Annotated in this window: 24 protein-coding genes and 1 tRNA gene; 16 read left to right on the top strand and 9 right to left on the bottom strand. The window is 65.6% G+C overall.

Annotated elements, in window-relative coordinates:
• Positions 1 to 60 precede the first annotated feature (60 nt).
• From AC1RSI_RS07905 to AC1RSI_RS07920, 4 genes are all read left to right on the top strand, one after another.
• Positions 61 to 1,644 (top strand): lysozyme, encoded by a 1,584-nt coding sequence (locus AC1RSI_RS07905; protein ID WP_196066331.1) that lies wholly within the window; start codon positions 61 to 63, stop codon positions 1,642 to 1,644.
• Positions 1,645 to 1,687: 43 nt separating this feature from the next.
• Complete coding sequence (locus AC1RSI_RS07910) at positions 1,688 to 2,857, top strand: isovaleryl-CoA dehydrogenase (RefSeq protein ID WP_447941540.1); 1,170 nt, start codon at positions 1,688 to 1,690, stop codon at positions 2,855 to 2,857.
• A gap of 29 nt (positions 2,858 to 2,886) precedes the next feature.
• Positions 2,887 to 3,075 (top strand): DUF3008 family protein, encoded by a 189-nt coding sequence (locus AC1RSI_RS07915; RefSeq protein WP_035305524.1) that lies wholly within the window; start codon positions 2,887 to 2,889, stop codon positions 3,073 to 3,075.
• 100 nt (positions 3,076 to 3,175) lie between these two features.
• On the top strand, positions 3,176 to 3,814 hold the full coding sequence (locus tag AC1RSI_RS07920) for an exopolysaccharide biosynthesis protein (RefSeq protein ID WP_154725613.1): 639 nt from the start codon (positions 3,176 to 3,178) through the stop codon (positions 3,812 to 3,814).
• A 292-nt stretch (positions 3,815 to 4,106) separates the two neighbouring features.
• Here AC1RSI_RS07920 and flaF read toward each other — a convergent pair whose 3' ends face one another.
• A complete protein-coding gene (gene flaF / locus AC1RSI_RS07925; protein ID WP_154725614.1) occupies positions 4,107 to 4,472 on the bottom strand; it encodes a flagellar biosynthesis regulator FlaF in 366 nt (121 codons plus the stop codon).
• Positions 4,432 to 4,854, bottom strand: a complete 423-nt coding sequence (gene flbT / locus AC1RSI_RS07930) for a flagellar biosynthesis repressor FlbT (protein WP_035305521.1) — start codon at positions 4,852 to 4,854, stop codon at positions 4,432 to 4,434. Before flbT ends, flaF begins: the two co-directional genes overlap by 41 nt.
• 155 nt (positions 4,855 to 5,009) lie before the next feature.
• Here flbT and AC1RSI_RS07935 point away from each other — a divergent pair, with 155 nt between their 5' ends.
• The 7 genes from AC1RSI_RS07935 to AC1RSI_RS07965 all read left to right on the top strand — a co-directional run bounded on the left by AC1RSI_RS07935 (position 5,010) and on the right by AC1RSI_RS07965 (position 9,365).
• Entirely contained in the window at positions 5,010 to 5,447 is a 438-nt protein-coding gene (locus tag AC1RSI_RS07935; protein WP_008259506.1) for a hypothetical protein, read from the top strand.
• A 24-nt stretch (positions 5,448 to 5,471) separates the two neighbouring features.
• Entirely contained in the window at positions 5,472 to 5,669 is a 198-nt protein-coding gene (locus AC1RSI_RS07940) for a hypothetical protein (protein ID WP_008264396.1), read from the top strand.
• Between the two features lie 63 nt (positions 5,670 to 5,732).
• On the top strand, positions 5,733 to 6,593 hold the full coding sequence (locus AC1RSI_RS07945) for an AAA family ATPase (RefSeq protein ID WP_008261076.1): 861 nt from the start codon (positions 5,733 to 5,735) through the stop codon (positions 6,591 to 6,593).
• A gap of 80 nt (positions 6,594 to 6,673) precedes the next feature.
• The gene (locus AC1RSI_RS07950) at positions 6,674 to 7,483 is read left to right on the top strand and encodes a hypothetical protein (RefSeq protein WP_008264116.1); all 810 of its coding nucleotides are present in this window, start codon (positions 6,674 to 6,676) and stop codon (positions 7,481 to 7,483) included.
• A gap of 159 nt (positions 7,484 to 7,642) precedes the next feature.
• Positions 7,643 to 8,236 carry a YfbR-like 5'-deoxynucleotidase gene (locus tag AC1RSI_RS07955; protein WP_035305561.1) on the top strand — a complete coding sequence of 198 codons (594 nt, stop codon included), beginning with the start codon at positions 7,643 to 7,645 and terminating at the stop codon, positions 8,234 to 8,236.
• A gap of 2 nt (positions 8,237 to 8,238) precedes the next feature.
• Entirely contained in the window at positions 8,239 to 9,189 is a 951-nt protein-coding gene (locus AC1RSI_RS07960) for an NUDIX hydrolase (RefSeq protein WP_154725615.1), read from the top strand.
• Positions 9,190 to 9,275: 86 nt separating this feature from the next.
• A tRNA-Ser gene (locus AC1RSI_RS07965) sits at positions 9,276 to 9,365 on the top strand.
• A 733-nt stretch (positions 9,366 to 10,098) separates the two neighbouring features.
• Here AC1RSI_RS07965 and AC1RSI_RS07970 read toward each other — a convergent pair.
• Positions 10,099 to 11,196: a PepSY-associated TM helix domain-containing protein gene (locus AC1RSI_RS07970; protein WP_291755215.1), complete on the bottom strand. Its 1,098-nt coding sequence runs from the start codon at positions 11,194 to 11,196 to the stop codon at positions 10,099 to 10,101.
• Positions 11,196 to 13,364, bottom strand: a complete 2,169-nt coding sequence (locus AC1RSI_RS07975; protein ID WP_178827168.1) for a TonB-dependent receptor — start codon at positions 13,362 to 13,364, stop codon at positions 11,196 to 11,198. Before AC1RSI_RS07975 ends, AC1RSI_RS07970 begins: the two co-directional genes overlap by 1 nt.
• 274 nt (positions 13,365 to 13,638) lie before the next feature.
• Here AC1RSI_RS07975 and AC1RSI_RS07980 point away from each other — a divergent pair, with 274 nt between their 5' ends.
• Complete coding sequence (locus tag AC1RSI_RS07980) at positions 13,639 to 13,950, top strand: helix-turn-helix domain-containing protein (protein ID WP_255500431.1); 312 nt, start codon at positions 13,639 to 13,641, stop codon at positions 13,948 to 13,950.
• Positions 13,947 to 15,188: a type II toxin-antitoxin system HipA family toxin gene (locus AC1RSI_RS07985; protein ID WP_178827170.1), complete on the top strand. Its 1,242-nt coding sequence runs from the start codon at positions 13,947 to 13,949 to the stop codon at positions 15,186 to 15,188. Before AC1RSI_RS07980 ends, AC1RSI_RS07985 begins: the two co-directional genes overlap by 4 nt.
• A gap of 88 nt (positions 15,189 to 15,276) precedes the next feature.
• Here AC1RSI_RS07985 and AC1RSI_RS07990 read toward each other — a convergent pair whose 3' ends face one another.
• From AC1RSI_RS07990 to AC1RSI_RS08010, 5 genes are all read right to left on the bottom strand, one after another.
• Positions 15,277 to 15,561, bottom strand: a complete 285-nt coding sequence (locus tag AC1RSI_RS07990; RefSeq protein WP_445012510.1) for a DUF7662 domain-containing protein — start codon at positions 15,559 to 15,561, stop codon at positions 15,277 to 15,279.
• Between the two features lie 722 nt (positions 15,562 to 16,283).
• Positions 16,284 to 16,703, bottom strand: a complete 420-nt coding sequence (locus AC1RSI_RS07995; RefSeq protein ID WP_112999800.1) for a helix-turn-helix transcriptional regulator — start codon at positions 16,701 to 16,703, stop codon at positions 16,284 to 16,286.
• A complete protein-coding gene (locus tag AC1RSI_RS08000) occupies positions 16,700 to 16,891 on the bottom strand; it encodes a hypothetical protein (RefSeq protein ID WP_112999801.1) in 192 nt (63 codons plus the stop codon). The genes AC1RSI_RS07995 and AC1RSI_RS08000 overlap by 4 nt, the downstream gene beginning before the upstream one ends.
• Positions 16,884 to 17,165, bottom strand: a complete 282-nt coding sequence (locus AC1RSI_RS08005) for a hypothetical protein (protein WP_255500432.1) — start codon at positions 17,163 to 17,165, stop codon at positions 16,884 to 16,886. Before AC1RSI_RS08005 ends, AC1RSI_RS08000 begins: the two co-directional genes overlap by 8 nt.
• Complete coding sequence (locus AC1RSI_RS08010; protein ID WP_291755200.1) at positions 17,162 to 17,449, bottom strand: lytic transglycosylase domain-containing protein; 288 nt, start codon at positions 17,447 to 17,449, stop codon at positions 17,162 to 17,164. Before AC1RSI_RS08010 ends, AC1RSI_RS08005 begins: the two co-directional genes overlap by 4 nt.
• Here AC1RSI_RS08010 and AC1RSI_RS08015 point away from each other — a divergent pair.
• The 3 genes from AC1RSI_RS08015 to AC1RSI_RS08025 all read left to right on the top strand — a co-directional run.
• Positions 17,448 to 17,747: a hypothetical protein gene (locus AC1RSI_RS08015; protein ID WP_447941541.1), complete on the top strand. Its 300-nt coding sequence runs from the start codon at positions 17,448 to 17,450 to the stop codon at positions 17,745 to 17,747. The two genes, AC1RSI_RS08010 and AC1RSI_RS08015, sit on opposite strands and share 2 nt — an antisense overlap.
• Positions 17,748 to 17,755: 8 nt before the next feature.
• Positions 17,756 to 18,550 (top strand): sulfite exporter TauE/SafE family protein, encoded by a 795-nt coding sequence (locus AC1RSI_RS08020; RefSeq protein WP_447941542.1) that lies wholly within the window; start codon positions 17,756 to 17,758, stop codon positions 18,548 to 18,550.
• Between the two features lie 9 nt (positions 18,551 to 18,559).
• The coding region (locus AC1RSI_RS08025) for a cytochrome ubiquinol oxidase subunit I (RefSeq protein ID WP_492322676.1) at positions 18,560 to 18,792 on the top strand (233 nt) is incomplete at its 3' end.

Genomic DNA, 18,792 nt, shown 5'->3' on the forward strand with positions numbered 1-18,792 from the left:
CCCATGTTTGCTGAGACGTGGCCCTGGGCCGCGCCGCCGTCTCGCTTTGGGGCAACACCTGTGTCTGACACGCCGAAACCGACCAAGATCTCTCGCGAAGGGATCATTCTGATCAAGAGCTTCGAGGGTTTCCGCCCTCGAGCCGTTCAGCGCGCCGACGGCCGCTGGACGATCGGCTATGGCCATACCCGTTCCGCCCGCGAAGGGCTGAGCGTGTCCGAGAGCGACGCCGAACTGCTGTTGCAGTACGACCTGATCCCGGTGGTTCGCGCCATCGGCTCCGTCCATGCGCCGCTGAACCAGCATCAGTTCGACGCCCTCGCCAGTTTCGCCTTCTCGGTGGGGGTGGATCGTTTCACGACGTCCGACGTCCTGGCCCGATTGAACGCAGGCGCGCCTGACGAAGCCGCCGAGGCCCTTGGCGGCTGGTCGGACGACACCGAGATCGTCACGCCGCCGCGCCGCCGCGCCGCCGAACGCGCCCTGTTCGTCGCCAATCCCGACGCGCCGGTTTCGCTGGCCGACCTTCTCGCCGCGCCCCTGCCGCCGGTGGCCGCCACCCTCGTGCAACGCACCGTCGAACCCGAGACGCCGGTTGAGGGGGGCACGTTCGAAAACGCGGATGTCGCGCCCTTCCCGGCCCTGCCCTCGGCGACCCTAACGAGAGCGGCCGCCGTCGCGGTTCTGCTGGGCGAAGACCAGGACGGTCTGCTTCCCGTCGCTGCCGACGAGACGCCTCCGGCGCTTGAAGTCGCGCCGGTCGAAGAGGAATCGACCCCGGACGTCCTGATCGAGACAGACGTCGCCGAAGAGGCCGAACCGGCGAAAGAACCGGAGCCGCGCCCTTCGCCGCCCGCACCTCAGATCGACAAGACGGCCGGCGTCGCCGCCTTCTACTCGCCCTACGCCGTGCGCGCCCACGGCCCGCTGCTCGGCTTTGGAGCGGGACGCGTGAACGCGAAGCCGGAGGCGACCGCCGCCGCCGCCAATGACCTCGCTGCGCAAGACGTCGAGGTCGAGGCGACGGAAGACCGTGCGGTACAGACTTCATTCACCCCGACCGCGGCCCTGCCCGACCCCTCGCCAGGCGAAACAGCGGTCGCCGGCGAGGAGGTTTCAACGCCTGAGCCGGCTGCAGAACCTGCGACTTCAGAAGACGCGCCTGAGACGTTTGAACAACCGCCAATGATCGCCGAGCAGGCGGTCGAAGTCCCGGTGTTCGCCGCCGCCGCGCCGCCGCAGGATCCGATCCCGCTTGAACTGACGGCTGATCCTGTCTCGCCACAGGAATCGTCGAACGCCCGCCAGGCATGGCCCGAGAGCCGCGAGGCGGTCGATCCTGACCAGACGCCTCTGTTCGGGACGGAAGAGAATTCCGCGATCGATGAAGAGATCCAGGCCGACTATGCTCCGGTCGCGCCCACCGCTCAGCAGGCCGGTTGGAGCGAAACGGCGACCTTTCTGGTGATGGGCGGCATCGGCATGCTGTCGTTCGGCGCCGCCATGGCCGCCTTCCGGCAATCCTCCCGTTCGAGCGACGAAACGCTCCTGATCGGCTGGGTGCTGGCCGTCATCGCCCTCGCCTGCGTCGGGGTGTCGGGCTACAATCTTTACAAACGCTGGGGCCGCGCCGACCGCGCCTAAGACTGTTTTGCGAAAGAGGATGCGCGATGCTACCCCTTTGCGCATGAGCATTCCCTTCGCGCCGCAATCCATGGAATTCAGCCTCGGCGAAAACGCCGACGCGATTCGCGAGACGACCGCCCGCTGGGCGGCAGATCGCTTGGCCCCCCTGGCGGCCGAGATCGACGCGACAAACACCTTCAGGCGCGAGCTCTGGCCCGAGATGGGCGAACTTGGCCTGCACGGGATCACGGTCGAAGAAGACTACGGCGGCCTGGGCCTGGGCTATCTGGAACATGTCGTGGCGATGGAAGAGGTGTCCCGCGCCTCGGCCTCCATCGGCCTGAGCTACGGCGCCCACTCCAACCTGTGCGTCAACCAGATCCGCCGCTGGGGCACGCCCGAGCAGAAGCGGAAATATCTGCCCAAACTCATCAGCGGTGAACATGTCGGCGCGCTCGCCATGTCCGAGGCCGGATCCGGCTCGGACGTGATGTCGATGCGGACGCGGGCCGACCGAAAGGGCGACCGCTATGTCCTGAACGGAACCAAGTTCTGGATCACCAACGCCCCCCACGCCGACACCCTGGTCGTTTACGCCAAGAGCGATCCCGACGCCGGATCAAAGGGCTGCACCGCCTTCCTGATAGAAAAGGGCATGAAGGGGTTCAGCGTCTCCAAGAAGCTGGACAAGATGGGCATGCGCGGCTCGGACACCGCGGAACTGGTGTTCGAGGACTGCGAGGTGCCCGAGGAGAACATCATGGGACCGGTGGGGGGCGGCGCCGGCGTTCTGATGAGCGGCCTGGACTATGAGCGCGCGGTCCTCGCCGCCGGCCCGCTGGGCATCATGCAGGCCGCCCTGGACATCGTCCTGCCCTATGTCCGCGACCGCCAGCAGTTCGGCCGACCGATCGGATCATTCCAGCTGATGCAGGGCAAGGTGGCGGACATGTACGTCGCCCTGAACAGCGCCCGCGCCTACGTCTATTCGGTCGCCCGCGCCTGCGACGCCGGCCTGACGACCCGCTACGACGCCGCCGGCGCCATTCTACTGGCGTCCGAAAACGCGGTGAAGGTCACGCTTGAGGCCGTCCAGGCCCTGGGCGGCGCAGGCTACACCAAGGAATGGCCGGTCGAACGCCTGGTCCGCGACGCCAAGCTCTACGACATCGGCGCCGGCACCAACGAGATCCGGCGCTTCCTGATCGGTCGGGAACTGCTGGGCGGCTGACGGCTTCTTCCGGGCGGAAGGAGACACCCATGCCCGCAAAATCCGCAGCCCAGCAGAAGGCCGCCGGCGCCGCCCTGTCGGCCAAGCGCGGCGATACGCCCAAGTCCGAACTCAAGGGCGCGTCCAAGTCGATGGTCGAGTCCATGACCGAGAAACAGCTCGAGGACTTCGCCCACACCAAACGGAAGGGCAAGCCCGAGCACGCGGCGAAGAAATAGGCGCCGCCGGTGCGATTATTCGGCTTTGTTGCCGTTCGGTAAGTGGCGGTGAAACCTCTGTGCGCCTAGATGGCGCGAACCCCTTTCCCGAGCCGCGCTGATGCCCGCCCAACCGCCTCCGAACGACGACCTGCGGCTCTTCTCGGACGTGATCGAGGAGCTAGGCGAAGGCGACGATCCCAAGCTGAAGCTCGAGGAGCTGGTCGCGGCCTTCGGCGAGCGCGGCTTCGGGGCGATGATCCTGATTCTCTCGATGCTGGCCCTGCTGCCCTGGCCGCCAGGGGGCAAGGCGGTGTTCGCGGTCCCCATCATACTGATGTCGCTTGAGCTTGCCTTCCAGCGCAGTTCGATCTGGCTCCCACGCTGGGCGCTCCGCACCTCCATCAGCCGTGCGGCCTATCGCGCGGGGGTGTCGCGAATCATGAAGACGGTTCGTTACGTCGAGAACCTGACCCGACCGCGCATCCCGTTCCTGACCGGCGAGGTCGCCGACACGGTCACGGGTCTGATCTGCGTGATCCTGGCGCTGATCATGGCCCTGCCCATCCCGTTCGGCGACGCCCTGCCCGGCATCGCCCTGGTCTTCTTCGCCCTGGGCATGATGCAGAGGGACGGGATCGCCATCCTGCTGGGCGCGCTCGCGACCGGGGGCTGCGCTCTGTATCTGTTCCTGATCTGGCGCACGGTTTTCGAAGTGGCCCACCACGCCGCCGGCTGGCTCGCCCAGATCTTTCACTGAGGCCAGACAAAAGGACCGCCGCGTCGCCGCGACGGCCCTTCATTGTCTGACCGCGAACGGCCGGACCGCAACACTCAGCCTGAACAGCGCTCAAACGGCCCGACGGGCGTTAGCGCCAACCAAAAGGTCAGGCCCGGACCTCTCCGAGGACCAGGGTCGCGGCCACCGCACGCGATTGATGACAATGAGACACTGGATCACCTCCTTTCGACTGTTCAACAGGGATCTGAAAGGTAGGTCGGTTCAACAGCTTGCAGCAACAGGCTTCGCGATTTCGTGAAGTCAGGCGCGCTCAGGCCGCCTGCTGCGCGCCCGGCGCCAGCCCCTGCATCATCATGCGGTTGATCTCGATCAGGTCCTGGAACGTCTCTTCTCCACGCATGACAGCGGAGGAATGGCGATTGACGAACAGGCTCAGGGAAATGATCTGCGCGCGCAGGGACGCCGGCAGCACATTGGCGGGATCGCCGCAGTCCGAAGCCAAGGTCGACCACAGACGCCGGTTCCAGTCCAGCGCATCGATACGCGTGGCCAGATCCCGTTCATCGACCGTCGAGGCATGCACAAGCGCGCGCGTGACCTGGCCGAAGAGCCGGTACTCCAGGTCGCGCGGCGTCTCAGCCCGCGACGTCGCCGCTTTGTAAGCTTGAAGCGACATTCAGAACCTTTTCTTCGTATTCGACAATCTTACGGGCCGCCATCAGGGCCTTGTAGTATTCGCGCGCCAGAACGTGACGCGAGGCGGAGACGCATTCGGCGAGAATGGCGGGGTTCTTGGTCGCGCCCATGAACTCGGAGATCCGCAGCGCCAATTCGTCGTAGAATTTCGCTGCAGAGGCCTCTTCCAGATACATCATCATGATCGGGAAATAGATCCGGCGGGCGGGGGTGGTGACCTCCTCCGCCTGCATGATGTCCTTCTCGCGCAGCACGCTGGCGCGGTTCTGAAGAATCAGCACCCCGCGACGGTCGCCGTTCTGGACCACCGCGCCGTTCAACACGAACCGCTCGCCGGGTTTCAACGACAGCTTCAACGCCATGGACGACCGAACTCCCCAATAGGTCGGAACCGGTCAATCTTGGACCGCACCTGATGAGTCGAACCTTAACGCGAGAGGGTTAACCATCTCTTGTCCCCCCGTACGCTGGAACACCTAACCACGGCTGACGTTTCCTCTTCGCAGAGGAGGCGCACATGCCGGACAACGATTACCAGGACGACCAGGAGCAGTCGGAAGTCTTCGACGAAACCCATGTCGACGACGAGGGCGAAGGCGACATCCTGCTGGACGAGGCCGAACAGGTGCTGGACGTCACCCAGGCGGACGGCGACGCCGACGAGGATGAGTTCGACGAGGACGATCTCGACATCGACGATCAACTCGCTCTCGACGGGATAGCGCGCGAGGCCGACGCACTGCTGGGCGTGGATGGCGAAACCCTGAGCCAGTCTGACGCGGACAGCAACAATCTGCGCGCGGACGATGAGGTCGAGCTGGTCTATTCCGGCCTGATGGAAAACGAGCGCGGGGCCCAGGCCAGCGCCGCCCACTGGGAATCCAAACGTCTCGACGACGACGACATCGAACAACTGGGCTACGCGCCCGATCAAACCCCTGATCCGGCGCCCTGAGCCGCCAATCCTTAAGGAGACGACATGAACGATCCCCACGCCAAGGCCGACGCATCCACCGATACTCCCTATGCGAAACGAATCGTCGCCGAGGAGGGCAAGACGGACCAGCTGAAGGACAAGGTGCAGGAGGCCGAAAGCCGCGAAGAGGCTCTGGTGGACGAAGGCGTCGAAGAGACCTTCCCCGCCAGCGACCCGGTATCAGCCAAACACATCACCTGATCGCTGTTCATACCCGATCCGATCCGCTAACCCGCTTCGTGACATTCACGGAGCGGGTTTTTCATGGGCCGGTTCGAAGGCACCGATCGCTACATCGCCACCGCTGACCTCAAGGTCGCGGTCAACGCCGCCGTGGCGCTGGAACGGCCTCTGCTGATCAAGGGCGAGCCCGGGACGGGCAAGACCGTTCTGGCCTATGAGATCGCCAAGGCCTTCGACGCGCCCCTGATCACCTGGCACGTCAAATCGACGACCAAGGCGCACAACGGCCTGTATGAATACGACGCCGTCAGCCGCCTGCGCGACAGCCAGCTGGGCGATGAGCGGGTTCACGACGTCCGCAACTACCTGAAGAAGGGCAAGCTGTGGGAGGCCTTCACCGCCCCGGCCCGCCCCGTGCTGCTGATCGACGAGATCGACAAGGCCGATATCGAATTCCCCAACGACCTCCTGCAGGAGCTCGACCGGATGGAATTCTATGTCCAGGAGATCGACGAGACGATCCGGGCCGAAATCCGCCCCATCGTCATCATCACCTCAAACAACGAGAAGGAGCTGCCGGACGCCTTCCTGCGCCGCTGCTTCTTCCACTACATCCGCTTCCCGGACGCCGAGACCCTGTCGGCCATCGTCGATGTCCACTTCCCCGGCATCAAGCCCCGCCTGGTCGCTGAAGCCCTGAAGACCTTCTACGAGATCCGCGACACGCCGGGTCTGAAGAAGAAGCCGTCCACCTCGGAACTGCTGGACTGGCTGAAGCTGCTGCTGGTCGAGGATATCGACGCCGAGACCCTGAGGGAGAAGACGCCGAACAAGCTGATCCCGCCCCTGCACGGCGCCCTGTTGAAGAACGAACAGGACATCCACCTGTTCGAACGGCTGGCCTTCCTGGGTCGGCGCGACGGCGGCCGCCCAGGCGGTTGACCGGGCAGTTGATCGGGCGGTTGATCGGCATTACCGCGATTTCACTGGATCGACGCCGCCCAGCGCCCACAATAGCAAACATGAGCGTTACCGCCCCGTATCGTCTTCTGACCGCCGGCCTGATGGCCGCAAGCCTGAGCGCCGGCCTGGCGGCGTGCGACGGCGAAAACGCGGTTCGCATCACCACCACCACGACCACCTCGCCGGACGACACGCCCTTGGGCGTGTTGAAGGTGGTGGATGGCCTGCAATGCCCGGACGCCCTGAACGTCCTGACCCGCAAGGGATCGGCCAGCCCCGGCGGGGGATCCTGCACCTATGGCGGGCCGCGCGGGTCCGAGGTGGTTCTCTATCTGGTCAAGCTGGACGGTCGTTCGGCCGATCAGGTGCTGCGGGACTACGAACGCCGCCTGTCCGATGAAATGCCGCAGGCGGCGGTGCGGATCGACGCCCGCGAGCGTCAGACGGGCGAAGACAAGACCTCGGTCGAGGCGCCGGGCGTCAACATCAGGACCAAAGGCGAAGACGCCACCGTCAGCCTGCCCGGCATCCACATAGAGACCCAGGGCGACAACGCCTCCGTCCGTATCGCCGGCATCAACATCCAGTCCAAGGACGGCCAGGGCGTGCGGACGGAGACCAGCAACGTCAGCGTCCAGTCCAACGGCGAAACCACCCAGGTCCGCACCCAGGCGCCCGGCGACGCCACCCGCATGACCTTCCTGCTCGCCGACGACAATGTCGAAGCCGGCGCCTGGCGTCAGGTGGGGTTCGTGGCGCGCGGTCCGGTCGGCGGCCCCCTGGTCATCGCCACTGTGCGGTCCAAGGCCACCAACGACCGGGTGTTCGAATCCGCCAAGGATCTGGTCGCTCTGAACGTCGGGAACTGACGGTTTTCCACGCTGGATGCGGCGCCGATCAATCCGATTCGCCCTTGCCGCCTTGATCCCCGCGCCGCTTTGCGTCACCTGACCAGCCCACAAGCCATCAGGATCGACGATTTGGCCGAGCGCCCCAAGAAGAAGACCGAAGTCCGCGCCTGGCAGCGTATGCTGTCGGGCCGACGCCTGGACCTGCTCGATCCCTCGCCCTTCGACATCGAGATCGAGGACATCGCCCACGGCCTGGCTCGCGTCGCGCGCTGGAACGGTCAGACGATCGGCGAGCACGCCTTCTCGGTCGCCCAGCACAGTGTCGTGGTCGAGGAGATCGCCGCCCACATCAAGCCGGGCCTGGACCCGAAATGGCGCCTGGCCGCCCTGCTGCACGACGCCTCGGAATACGTCATCGGCGACATGATCTCGCCGTTCAAGGCGGCCCTGGGCTCGGGCTACAAGGATTTCGAGGCCCGGCTCGAGGCGGCCATTCACGTCCGCTACGGCCTGCCGCCCAAGACGCCGCAGACCATCAAGACCCTGATCAAGAAGGCCGACAAGGCCTGCGCCTTTTTCGAGGCGACGCAGTTGGCCGGATTCAACGAAAAGGAATCCCTGGGCATCTTCGGCTCGCCCCCGCCGGGCTACAGCCTGGTCATCGAACCCCAGCCGGCCTCCATCGCCCAGGCCCGTTATCTGGAACGCTATCAGGTCCTGGCCAAGGCGGTCGGCCTCCTGCCCGCCGACGACGCCTGGCATACGGAATAGGCATGGCGGGACCGGCGGATCAGGGCGTGCGCATCGGCCTGTCGGTCGTCGTCATGGCGCTGAAGGACCGTCGGGCCGTGGTCCTGACGACCCAGGCCGAGGACGGCGCCCGCGCCCTGCCCTTCGGCCCGTTCGATCCCGTGCGCGACCGCACGTTTGAACGGGCTCTGCGCGACTTCGTGACCGACCAGACGGGCTTCCGCCTGGGCTTCGTCGAACAGCTCTACACCTTCGGCGATGCGGGCCGCGCCACCCCCCGCGCCACACCCACTCCAGACCAGAGGCGCGAGGTCTCGGTCGGCTATCTGGCCCTGACGCCGGACGCGGCCCAGGGCCAGACCCATGACGCGCACTGGGACGCCGTATTCGACTTCTTCCCGTGGGAGGATCGTCGCGCCGACAACCCCGCCCTGCACGCCGCCCTGGTCGAGGGACTGACCCGTTGGTCGGGCGCCGACGACCGCCGCACGGCCCGCGCCCGCGCCCTGTTCGCCCTGACGCCCGACCACCGTTGGAACGAGGAACGGGTGCTGGAACGCTATGAGCTCCTGTACGAGGCGCGACTGGTCGCCGAGGCCTGGCGCGACGTGCGCCAGACGCCGCCCGAGGCCTCCGCCCTGCTGCCCGGCGCGCCCATGGGATCGGACCACAGGCGCATCCTGGCGACAGGTCTCGGCCGGCTGCGCAGCAAGCTGAAATACCGCCCGGTCCTGTTCGACCTGACGCCCGGCCTCTTCACCCTGTCGGAACTCCAGGCCGCCGCCGAGGCCGTCTCGGGCCTGACACTGCACAAGCAGAATTTCCGGCGCGGCGTCGAACGCACAGGCCTGGTCGAACCCACCGGACAACTGTCCTCGACCACCGGCGGACGCCCCGCCGAACTGTTTCGATTCAAGGGCGTCGACCCCCAGACGGGCGCCGCGCCGGGCCTGTCCCTACCTGCGCAAAGATAGCGTCCGATTTCTTTCACAGACCGCTTGCGATGCGGCGCGCCTGCCATTAGAGAAGCCGCTCGCTCGACCAAGCGACTATGCACCGCGGAGAGGTGGCAGAGTGGTCGAATGTACCGCACTCGAAATGCGGCGTGCCTGGAAGGGTACCGTGGGTTCGAATCCCACCCTCTCCGCCACCGGCCTTGATTTCATTGAACTTTTCCCCACTCGGGGGCCTCACCCATCAAACCACCCATCAAAAACTCTACGCCTGAATCCCACCTTTTCACGGCTGTTCAGGTGGCGCCATGGTGTTTCAAAGACCTTGAGGCCGCGCCGCTCTCCGCTTGATCATGCCAGATGGCTTCGCCCCCACGCCTTCGCCTCGACGAAGCCAGGTCATATAGAGATTGAACAGAATCCCCCCCTTGGCGACGCCCACGCGACGCGCGCGCCGGCCCTTGCCGCGATAGACTTCGAAACCTGCTAGTCGCCCGGTCCGCTTCGCCATCATCCGTCTCCGACTCATTCTCGCACGAGCTTCACCCATTCTCGGGCTTCCCTGAACCCACGACCGCGCGGGCCCCATCCCGTCACTCGGACGATCTTTGTCCGTCGCCCGCCACCTAGGTCGGCAAAGCGCCGATACCGTTGAAAAAGTCCGGCGACCGCTGAAACGGCGCAAACCACGGGCGGGTCCCGAAATTCCGCCCCAATGAAATCAATCGCTTAGTTTTCCGCGACGGCTCCAGATCGAGCCGAAAAGGCCGATCACGGCCGGCTCGCGGACTTTTTCAACAGTATCCGCCAGTAGCGGACATTGGCTGAACGCCTGGAGGCGGACCGTCGCTTCGAGCGAGATAGACCCTCACCGTAGGATCCTCTCCTCTGCCCGTGTCAGTCTGGCGAACCTCTTCCCGCCCCAACCTCTTAGACACGCCGCGCACTTGGGCTTGGGCGTCGCCGTTTCGGCAGTCCGCTCGGGTTGGACCAGAAGGTGAAGACCGCCAGCGATCCCAGCAGGGTCAGCGCCAACCCGGAGGCGGCGACCACAAGTCGATAGGCCAGCCCCCCGACCTTGGCGGCGTGGATCGGGTACTGGGCGTTAATGACCCGCAGCCCAAGAGGCAGCCCCATGGCGTCGCGTGTTCCGACAATCCGTCCATCGGCGGGATCGAACCAGACCTGGGTCCGGCCGTTGGGCAGCCATTCCGCCGTCCGCCGCATCCGCAGGCCAATCAGACCGCCCTGTTTGGTTAGCAGGGAGACGATGCGCGCCTCGGCGTCAGGGAAGCGGGCCTGGGCCGCCGTCATCATAGCCGGCCAGTCCAGATCGGCGGACAACACCCCCCCTTCATGTTCCGGCTGGGCCATGACCGCCTTCAGGTCGGCGCCCGGCGACAAGGCCTGGGCCAATCCGTCATACAGGGGCGATAGGGCCACGATCGCCCCGGTCGTCAGGACGACGGCCAGGACCGGCGCGCTCCACACGCCCATGTCGCGATGATGCTTGACGATCCCTGGGCGCTTCCACGCCCTCGGCATGACCGCAAAGACGAAGGTGCGCCGCGTGGGCCACCACAGGATCACCCCGGTGACGACAAAGCCCAGACCCGCCAGGCCCGCGATCCCGGCGATGGTTTTTCCCGTGTCGCCGATCAGCAGATAGTGGTGCAGGTCGAACAGCCACAGCTCCGGCCGCGCCCACAGGCTTTCCCAGCGCGCTACGACCGCGCCCGACTGGGCGGCGTAGGCGCCGCGCGTCTTGTCCTCATAGTTCAGTCGGAGGACGCCCAGACTATCAGAGGCCAGGATGACCGAACGCGGACGGTCCGGCGCCGCGAACGCCTGATCCAGCGCCGCGCCAATAGCACTTGGGTCCGAAACCCGCGCCTCTGCGGCGTGGGGTACGACCAGGCGCAGCCAGTCGTCCTTAAACACCAGGACCGTCCCGGTCAGCCCCAGGACGAACAGCAGCAGGCCGATCAGCCCCCCGGTCCAGCGATGCGCCAGTCGAACCAGACGCATCAGAAGCGACGGTCCCACCCGAGGGTGAAGGAACGGCCCCGACCGGCGAAGTAGCGCAGGTTGTCGGCCGGATTGCTGGTGTCGGAGCTATAGGTCACATAGTCCTCGTTGAAGAGGTTCTGCACCGCCAGCGACACCCCGCCGAAGGCGAAGTCATAGCGCAGGTAGGCGTCCGCCACGGTGTAGCCTTCGAAATTGTTGCGCACGTCGCCGCCCTCGAAATCACGCGCCAGATAGGCCTGGACCTGCAGGCGCGCCGACAGCGGGCCGTTGGCGTAGACGGCGGCGGCGTTGATGCGGTCCGGCGAGATGTTGGCGCCGTCCAGGTCCCGGTCCACCCGGCCGTCGTCGTTGGTGTCGGTCTGGCCGCGCAGGCGGGCGTAGCCGGTCGAAACCGTCAGCCCCTCGATCGGGGTGCGGGCGCGCAGGTTGAGCTCCAGCCCCTCGATCTCGACGGCCTGGCGCTGGACGTCATAGACGCCGTCGGCGTTGCGAACGAGGAACTGACCCAGGTCCGACGAGGACCAGAAGTAGGTCGCCCCGGCTTCGAACGGACCGCGCTTCACCTCCAGCCCGATCTCCTGATTGTCCGAGACGACCGGACTGATGTCGAGGAAGCCCTCGACCGTGACCCCGTCGACGTTGATGGAGCGCAGGATGCGACCCACGTCAGGCACGGTGTAGCCCTCGGCGTAGCTGACATAGGCGCGCACGCCATCCAGCGGTTCATAGACCACGCCGCCGTTGACCAGGGTGGCCTCGAACTTGGGCTTGCCTCCCGTGACCCGGCGCGAACCATAGGAGGCCAGGGTGGTGAAGTCGTCGATCGACAGTTCGACGTTTTCCTGGCGCACGCCGCCGGCCAGGCGCACCCGGCCGTCAAACAGCCGCATATTGGCCTGGACGAAGGGCGCCACGCTCTGGAACTCGGTCGGCGGCACCCAGGCGCGGTTGGTGGCGATCATCAACTGCTCGGTGCGGTCCTTCATGGCGTCCAGACCCAGGGTCGCGGTCAGCCCTGGCACGCCCGGCACGGCCCGTTCATAGCTGGCGCGCGCGCCCAGCTTGCGCGACCGGTTCGACGACTGGTCGAACAGGGTCCCGATGGGAGCGATACTCGCGTCCTGGAAGGTGGCCGAGCGGTCGCCGCCGAAGGTGTCGCGCGTGCGGTTGAAGAAAACCTGGGCGCTGAAGTCGCCGCCGGCCAGATCGCTGTCGGTCAGCGAGGCCGAGACGGTCTCGACCCGGTTTGCGGCAGGCTCGCCCTGGACTTGACCGCGCACGCTGCTGGTCGGACGGCCGATGAGGCGATTGCCCGCCACCGCCACATAGTCGCCGTCGCCCTTCAGTTCGAAACGGTTGGCGAGCAGGTCGAGGCGCACCGTATCGGTCAGGTTCCAGCCGAAGCGGCCGAAGAAGGACAGGGCCTTGGAATCCTGCACCTCGCCCTGGGTGTTGTCGACGCCGACGCGGCGGCCGTTGGCGTCATAGAAGGCGCCGCGTTGGTCGAAAGCCACGCCGAAAACACCGTCGAAGTCACCGTGGCGATAGGCGGCCAGACCGCCCAACTTGGCCCCGACGCCGTCGCCTTCCGGCCCGCCCGCGCTCGAGACCTGGGCCAGCATCCGGCCCGTGAGGCCGTCTTCGGTCGGGGCTCCGACCGTCACCTGATTGACCACCCCGCCCGTGGCCCCGATGCCCTGCAGGGCGTTGGAGCCGTAGATCAGCTCCACCCGGTCGATGAAGAAGGGATCGATCGTATAGCCGTCGCGCGAACCGTCACGGATCGGCGTCGACTGCGGGATGCCGTTGATGGCGAAGAGCGGCGACCGGCCGCGCAGGCTCTCGCCCGAGCCGGTCAGCTTCTGCCGCGTCGGCGAGAAGGACGGCGACAGGGTCGCAACGGCGTCGATCACCGAACCGCTGATAGCCACCTGCTCGGCCAAGGCCTTGCGGTCGATCACCTCGACCGTCATCGGCAGGGCGCTGGCCGGCAGATTGGTCCGGGCCGCAGTGACCACCACATCCTCGACGGAACTGGCCGCTTGCTCCTGCCGCGCCGTCTGGGCGGCGGCGGTCGAGGCGAAGGCGGTCCCGGCCAGCAGGACCGAGACGGCGACAAGGCCCGAGGATCGGCGCAGCGGCGGAAGGGACGAGAAGAGAGGCATGGGGGCTCCTGAAGAAGGCCCCGCCGCTTAAATGCAATTGCGAGCGACTTGCAATAAAATTCCTAACTGAATCTTCAGCGAATGACGACCGGCCTGCGCCAGGGGCAGACATTGGGTCATTGCCGCTAAGTGGACCTTCGCCGAGTGTGTTGCAGCGATCAGTTTCACAGGCATCGAACTGCAGGATACGGGTCCGCTTCAGCGATCGACTTCGCGAGCACCTTGGATAGTGATAGAATGATATCATTATTTATAAAAATCGTCTATTATCGTTATGATGATATCACTTCTTACCCCTGTCCGCGCCCTTGAGAAGCTCGGTGGGAATATCCGTGAGCGCCGACTGGCGATGGGCTTCACCCAGGCTGGTCTTTCCGCGCGATCCGGCGTGCCTCTGGGGACGCTGCGTAAATTCGAGCGTACCGGGCTGGGCTCCACTGAAGCTCTGGTGAAGCTGCTCTCCATTGTCGGCGGCCTTGAGGCGACCATCGAGGCGGCCAAACCAGAAGCGTTGACGTTCGCCTCGATTGACGAGGTCTTGAAGGATGCCCCTCGCTCCAGGCGGAAGAACGGATGGCGCACATGAACCTTTCACCCGTAGCCGCAGTGGCTGTCGGCCTGGATTTCGGCGGAGGCGCAACCCGCGTCGGCCGATTGGCCGCGCGCGATCGCAGAATCTATTTCGAGTACGACGCCGATTTCATCGCGAACGCCGTCGAAATTTCACCGCTCAGCCTGCCCTTGCGACCGGGCCTGCAGACGACCGATACCGCCCTGTTTGAAGGCTTGCCGGGCGCCTTCAATGACAGCCTGCCCGACGGCTGGGGCCGTCTCCTGTTCGATCGCGCCTTGCGCGTCCAGGGCCTTCTCCCGGAACAGATCAGCCCGCTCGACCGGTTGGCTCACGTGGGCGCCCATGGCATGGGCGCCCTGACTTACGAGCCCGACCTCACGCCAGAGGAGGCGGCGGCCGCCCAGACGCTCGAACTCGACCGGATCGCCGACCAGGCCCAGGAGGTGCTCGAGGGGCAGGCGGATGAGGTTCTGGCCGACCTTATCGCCCTTAACGGCTCGTCGGCGGGCGCGCGGCCGAAAGCGATGATCGGTTTCAACACGGCATCGGGGGAGGTGTTGCACGGCGCACGATCACTCCCCGACGGCTATGATCACTGGTTGGTCAAGTTTCCCAACAGCCATGACGGCAAGGACGCCGGAGCCATCGAATTCGCCTACGCTCGCATGGCGACCGCAGCCGGGGTCGAGATGACGGAGACGCGTCTCCTCACCACCGGCAGGGGCTCCGCCTACTTCGCCACCCGTCGCTTTGATCGGGATGGGGACCAGCGTTTGCACGCCCACACGGCCTCGGGCCTGCTTCACGCCGACCACCGGATTCCTTCGCTGGACTACGAAGCCCTCGTAGCGTTGACCACGCGCCTGACCCACGACGTGCGCGAAGTCGAGAAGATGTTTCGTCTCGCCGCCTTCAACGTCATCGCCCACAATCGAGACGATCACGCCAAGAACTTCACCTTCCTCATGAATGCGCAAGGCGAATGGCGACTATCGCCGGCCTATGACCTGACCTTCTCCTCCGGTCCCGGGGCCGAACAGACGACGATGGTGATGGGCGAAGGCCGAAACCCCTCTGTCGAACATCTGCAGCGGCTCGGCGAAACGGCTGGGCTCAAGAAGGCGCCGGTGAACGAAATCATCGACCAGACGCGCGAAGCTGTGCGCGACTGGCCCGACCTCGCCGAGGCCCATGGCGTGACCAGGACCAACATCAAGTTGATCGGCGAACGTCTGGACCGGTTCAAGTGAACCATGGGCGATATAGGGGCGTCCCGGCGCCCCCTGAAGTTCGGGCTCGAGCCTCAGGCGCTACGAACATCTTCTCCACGGAGCAAGATCATCCGGCGGCTTGAGATCCGTGCAGGGACGTGGAGGCAGCGCGAACGAATAAGACCCGCTCGGATCTGATTTCTGGCTTGGGAGTGAAACCCGCTTCAGCAAAGGCGCGCTTCTGCGGCGGTGCTGAAGCAGCAGCCTCCGCCCGCCACCATTCCAGGTCAGAGGACGCTTTTGGCAGAAGGCCTCCGACAATCCTCTCGATATCACGAAAGGTCAGCGTCACTTCCGGTGTCCGCTGCCGCCGCAGATACCGCACCAAGGGCGCATACTTCGCCATCGCCATCACCTCCGCCGCCCGGAACCCCCGAGACCCCACGCTACCGCCAGGCCAATAACGCCCACGGATTTAACGACATGTGCAGCGAATAGAAACGGTCCGACCAGCGCGCCAACAGGGGGGCCAAAGGCGCGATGGTCGGACCGTCGCCCTCCCGACCTGGGGGGAGGAATCCACGGAACGCGGACTATTCGTCGAAGTTCCGCCGCGCTGACCAGGGCCCTTGGACCCGAACTCCGCACCTTTCTGTAGTTAGAAGTGACTGCAGTCGGACTCGTCCGAACCCGCCTGATCCTGAGCGCGCCTCCCACCGATGTTCCAGAGCGTCTTCGCGGAGTCTCTATGTCGACAGCACCCGGCGTCACTCGCATCGTTGTGGTTCGATGTGACGGAGCATGGCAGATGCTCTGCGCCGGACAGGACGCCGGTCGTTTCGATTTCAGCGTCGATGCCGTTGATGCAGCCATCAGAACCGCGAAATCTCATCCAACACTGCTGCCAGATTAGCGTGGAAGACCAGCAAGACTGTCCTGACCGTTCTCGCAGGCTCCGCTGTGACAGGGTCCGCGTGTCATTCAGCGGTGCTATCGCGAGAGGCGCCAGACTCTTGATGGCGTCGCACAACCGGGCATGACAGTTCGGCCCGCTCGGCGAGAGACGGTCCGAACTGTCCGTGGAGGCGAGGTCGGTCGCCTCCACATTGTCTTCTTAAGGCAAAGCCTGTTCGCCTAGAAGCCGAAGTCGATCTGATCGACGTGGACCGGGCGGGCGCGCCGTTTTCGTTCAGGCCGCCGCACCGGCCCATTCACCAGGCTCTCTGAAATTTCTTCCCGTTCGCACCCTCCATTCGACGCCGCCGGTGAGGAACGTCCGGGCGCCCGACGCGGCATGCCAGGCAGCCGAGGCCTCGAAGGCGGGACCAGCGCCCTTGTCGTCCCCCGCGCGCCCTTCCAGGCCGTCAACTCGCTCTCCCACCATCCCACCCGGCCCGGCGAAACGGTCACGGGCGTCGGAAATTCTCCGATCCGCTGCATCCGCCAGGCCGTGGACCGACTGATGCCCGCGATATCCTGGACACGCCTCCAGGGCAGCAACCGGTCCTCCGGCCCTCCTGACTCGATGGATTCTCCATCCACCCGGAAGTTCATGGCGCCAGACCCAGGCGATGGTCGACCTTCCTGACAAGAGCCGTATGCAGAAGACGGGCGTCATGCTCTGCATCCAGGCAATCCCGGTCAGCCCATGTCTCGATCACAGCCTTCAGGGCGAAGCTCGTCGACGGATCCGCGAGCAGTCGGTCCAGCGTCGTATGATCGATGCTGTCTATCTCACGCACGACCGCGGCCCCTCGCCGCCGGAGGCGCGCCGGTCCTCACCTCGGTGATCTGGGCCCTCGCCCATTCCCGCAGCAGTCCGCGCGGGTAGAAGGGCCTGGAGCGGATGTGGCGGCACGGCGGACCGTTGGACGCCGTTGACCAGAGGCGCGCGAGCGTGGCGGGCTTGAGCCGGATCCCCAGAAGCGCCAGGAAGGCCGAGGCCTCCGCACGCGTCAGCAGATCATCGTCGCCCTGCGGAACCATGGCGTCATCGCCCGAGGCATCAGGGATCATGGCGCGCCCTCCCGCCGACACTGCCGGGCGTTCACGACGACCCGGCCGGCGCTCAAGGCGAGATAGCATTCAATAACAGATTCAACATATTCCTCCGTCTCCCTGATGCGAGGAACGCGCCCGAGGGAGGCTACTCTGGCCGGCCCGGCGTTAAACGCAGCCAGGGCTAGCCTGACGTCCTGAAAACGCCTGAGCTGGCGCGCCAGATAGTCCGCTCCGCCACGCAGGTTCTCAACCGGGTCGAAGCGATCCTCGACGCCGAGCTCCCGCGCTGTCGCGGGCATGAGTTGCGTCAGGCCCGCCGCTCCCGCCGGGGAGACAGCATTCGATCGGTACGGCTCCTGCCCGCTAACGGTCGAGCGCGGCAAGATCGTGCTGGCCGAGTTCGGCTATGGCGGCAAGCTCCTGCCCAGCTTCCCGAAATGGATGCTCGACGGGACCAAGCCGACCCGTCTGGCCTGGCATCTGAAGGCCCAGGCCCTGCCCGAAATCTACTGGCTTGGGATGTTGCGCGGTCGCGAATGGCTGGCCGGCCCCCACCACATCGAACCCGCCCCCCAGCTTCGCCCTGCTGTCGCCTGAGCCTGATCATGGACCTGTCTCCGCTGCAGTACGGCCTCGGCGCCGGCGCCGGCTCGCTCGTCGGCTTCACCCTCGGCCTGGTCGGCGGCGGCGGGTCCATCCTGGCCGTGCCGCTGATCGTCTATCTGGTCGGGGTCAAGGAGCCGCATTTGGCGATCGGCACCAGCGCCTTCGCCGTGGCCGCCAACGCCTTCGCCAATGTGATCAATCACGCCCGCCACGGCACGGTGAAATGGAAGATCGCCAGTCTGTTCGCGGTCGCCGGGGTGCTCGGGGCCTTTCTGGGTTCGAGCCTCGGTAAGGCCGTGGACGGCCAGAAGCTTCTGGCGCTGTTCGCCGTCCTGATGCTGGTCGTAGGCGTGCTGATGCTGCGGGGTCGCTCCGCCGGCGGCGACCCGAACGTCGAGCTTGATCGCCGCAATGCACCCAAGCTCGTCGGCACGGGTCTGGCCACGGGCGTGATGTCGGGCTTTTTCGGCATCGGCGGCGGCTTCCTGATCGTGCCCAGCCTGATGTTCTCGACCCGCATGCCGATCTACTATGCGGTTGGTTCGTCTCTGGTCGGCGTCACCGCCTTCGGCCTGACCACGGCCTTCAACTACGCCCTGGACGGCTGGGTCGACTGGCCCCTGGCGGCGGTTTTCATTGGCGGCGGCGTTTTGGGCGGCCTGGTTGGAGCTCGGTTGGCCAAGGCGCTGTCGGGACAAAAAGGCGTCTTGAACACCGTCTTTGCGGGTCTGATCTTCGTCGTCGCCTTCTATATGCTTTACCGCAGCGCCGGCGCGCTCGGCCTGATCGGTTGAGACTCTACCATGGATTTTGACGCCCTGATCCTGGCGCGGATGCAGTTCGCCTTCACCGTCGCCTTCCACATCGTCTTTCCGGCCTTTTCCATCGGCCTGGCCAGCTATCTGGCTGTGCTGGAGGCTCTGTGGCTGAAGACGGGGCGCGAGCTCTATCTGAACCTGTTCAAATACTGGCTGAAGATCTTCGCCGTCGCCTTCGGCATGGGCGTCGTCTCGGGTCTGGTGATGTCCTATCAGTT

The sequence above is a fragment of the Brevundimonas sp. GW821-FHT10E09 genome (assembly GCF_058809375.1).

Excerpts from the sequence above, each read along its gene's own strand:
- AC1RSI_RS08010 (WP_291755200.1), bottom strand. The coding sequence starts at position 17,449 with ATGCCCGCGACAGCGCGGGAGCTCGGCGTCGAGGATCGCTTCGACCCG.
- AC1RSI_RS07970 (WP_291755215.1), bottom strand. The coding sequence starts at position 11,196 with ATGCGTCTGGTTCGACTGGCGCATCGCTGGACCGGGGGGCTGATCGGC.
- AC1RSI_RS08015 (WP_447941541.1), top strand. The coding sequence starts at position 17,448 with ATGAGTTGCGTCAGGCCCGCCGCTCCCGCCGGGGAGACAGCATTCGAT.
- AC1RSI_RS07975 (WP_178827168.1), bottom strand. The coding sequence starts at position 13,364 with ATGCCTCTCTTCTCGTCCCTTCCGCCGCTGCGCCGATCCTCGGGCCTT.
- AC1RSI_RS07960 (WP_154725615.1), top strand. The coding sequence starts at position 8,239 with ATGGCGGGACCGGCGGATCAGGGCGTGCGCATCGGCCTGTCGGTCGTC.
- AC1RSI_RS07935 (WP_008259506.1), top strand. The coding sequence starts at position 5,010 with ATGCCGGACAACGATTACCAGGACGACCAGGAGCAGTCGGAAGTCTTC.
- AC1RSI_RS08020 (WP_447941542.1), top strand. The coding sequence starts at position 17,756 with ATGGACCTGTCTCCGCTGCAGTACGGCCTCGGCGCCGGCGCCGGCTCG.
- AC1RSI_RS07940 (WP_008264396.1), top strand. The coding sequence starts at position 5,472 with ATGAACGATCCCCACGCCAAGGCCGACGCATCCACCGATACTCCCTAT.
- AC1RSI_RS07945 (WP_008261076.1), top strand. The coding sequence starts at position 5,733 with ATGGGCCGGTTCGAAGGCACCGATCGCTACATCGCCACCGCTGACCTC.
- AC1RSI_RS07910 (WP_447941540.1), top strand. The coding sequence starts at position 1,688 with ATGAGCATTCCCTTCGCGCCGCAATCCATGGAATTCAGCCTCGGCGAA.
- AC1RSI_RS07955 (WP_035305561.1), top strand. The coding sequence starts at position 7,643 with ATGCTGTCGGGCCGACGCCTGGACCTGCTCGATCCCTCGCCCTTCGAC.
- AC1RSI_RS07980 (WP_255500431.1), top strand. The coding sequence starts at position 13,639 with ATGATGATATCACTTCTTACCCCTGTCCGCGCCCTTGAGAAGCTCGGT.
- AC1RSI_RS07985 (WP_178827170.1), top strand. The coding sequence starts at position 13,947 with ATGAACCTTTCACCCGTAGCCGCAGTGGCTGTCGGCCTGGATTTCGGC.
- AC1RSI_RS07920 (WP_154725613.1), top strand. The coding sequence starts at position 3,176 with ATGCCCGCCCAACCGCCTCCGAACGACGACCTGCGGCTCTTCTCGGAC.
- flbT (WP_035305521.1), bottom strand. The coding sequence starts at position 4,854 with ATGGCGTTGAAGCTGTCGTTGAAACCCGGCGAGCGGTTCGTGTTGAAC.
- AC1RSI_RS08005 (WP_255500432.1), bottom strand. The coding sequence starts at position 17,165 with ATGATCCCTGATGCCTCGGGCGATGACGCCATGGTTCCGCAGGGCGAC.
- AC1RSI_RS07950 (WP_008264116.1), top strand. The coding sequence starts at position 6,674 with ATGAGCGTTACCGCCCCGTATCGTCTTCTGACCGCCGGCCTGATGGCC.
- flaF (WP_154725614.1), bottom strand. The coding sequence starts at position 4,472 with ATGTCGCTTCAAGCTTACAAAGCGGCGACGTCGCGGGCTGAGACGCCG.
- AC1RSI_RS07915 (WP_035305524.1), top strand. The coding sequence starts at position 2,887 with ATGCCCGCAAAATCCGCAGCCCAGCAGAAGGCCGCCGGCGCCGCCCTG.
- AC1RSI_RS07990 (WP_445012510.1), bottom strand. The coding sequence starts at position 15,561 with ATGGCGATGGCGAAGTATGCGCCCTTGGTGCGGTATCTGCGGCGGCAG.
- AC1RSI_RS07995 (WP_112999800.1), bottom strand. The coding sequence starts at position 16,703 with ATGAACTTCCGGGTGGATGGAGAATCCATCGAGTCAGGAGGGCCGGAG.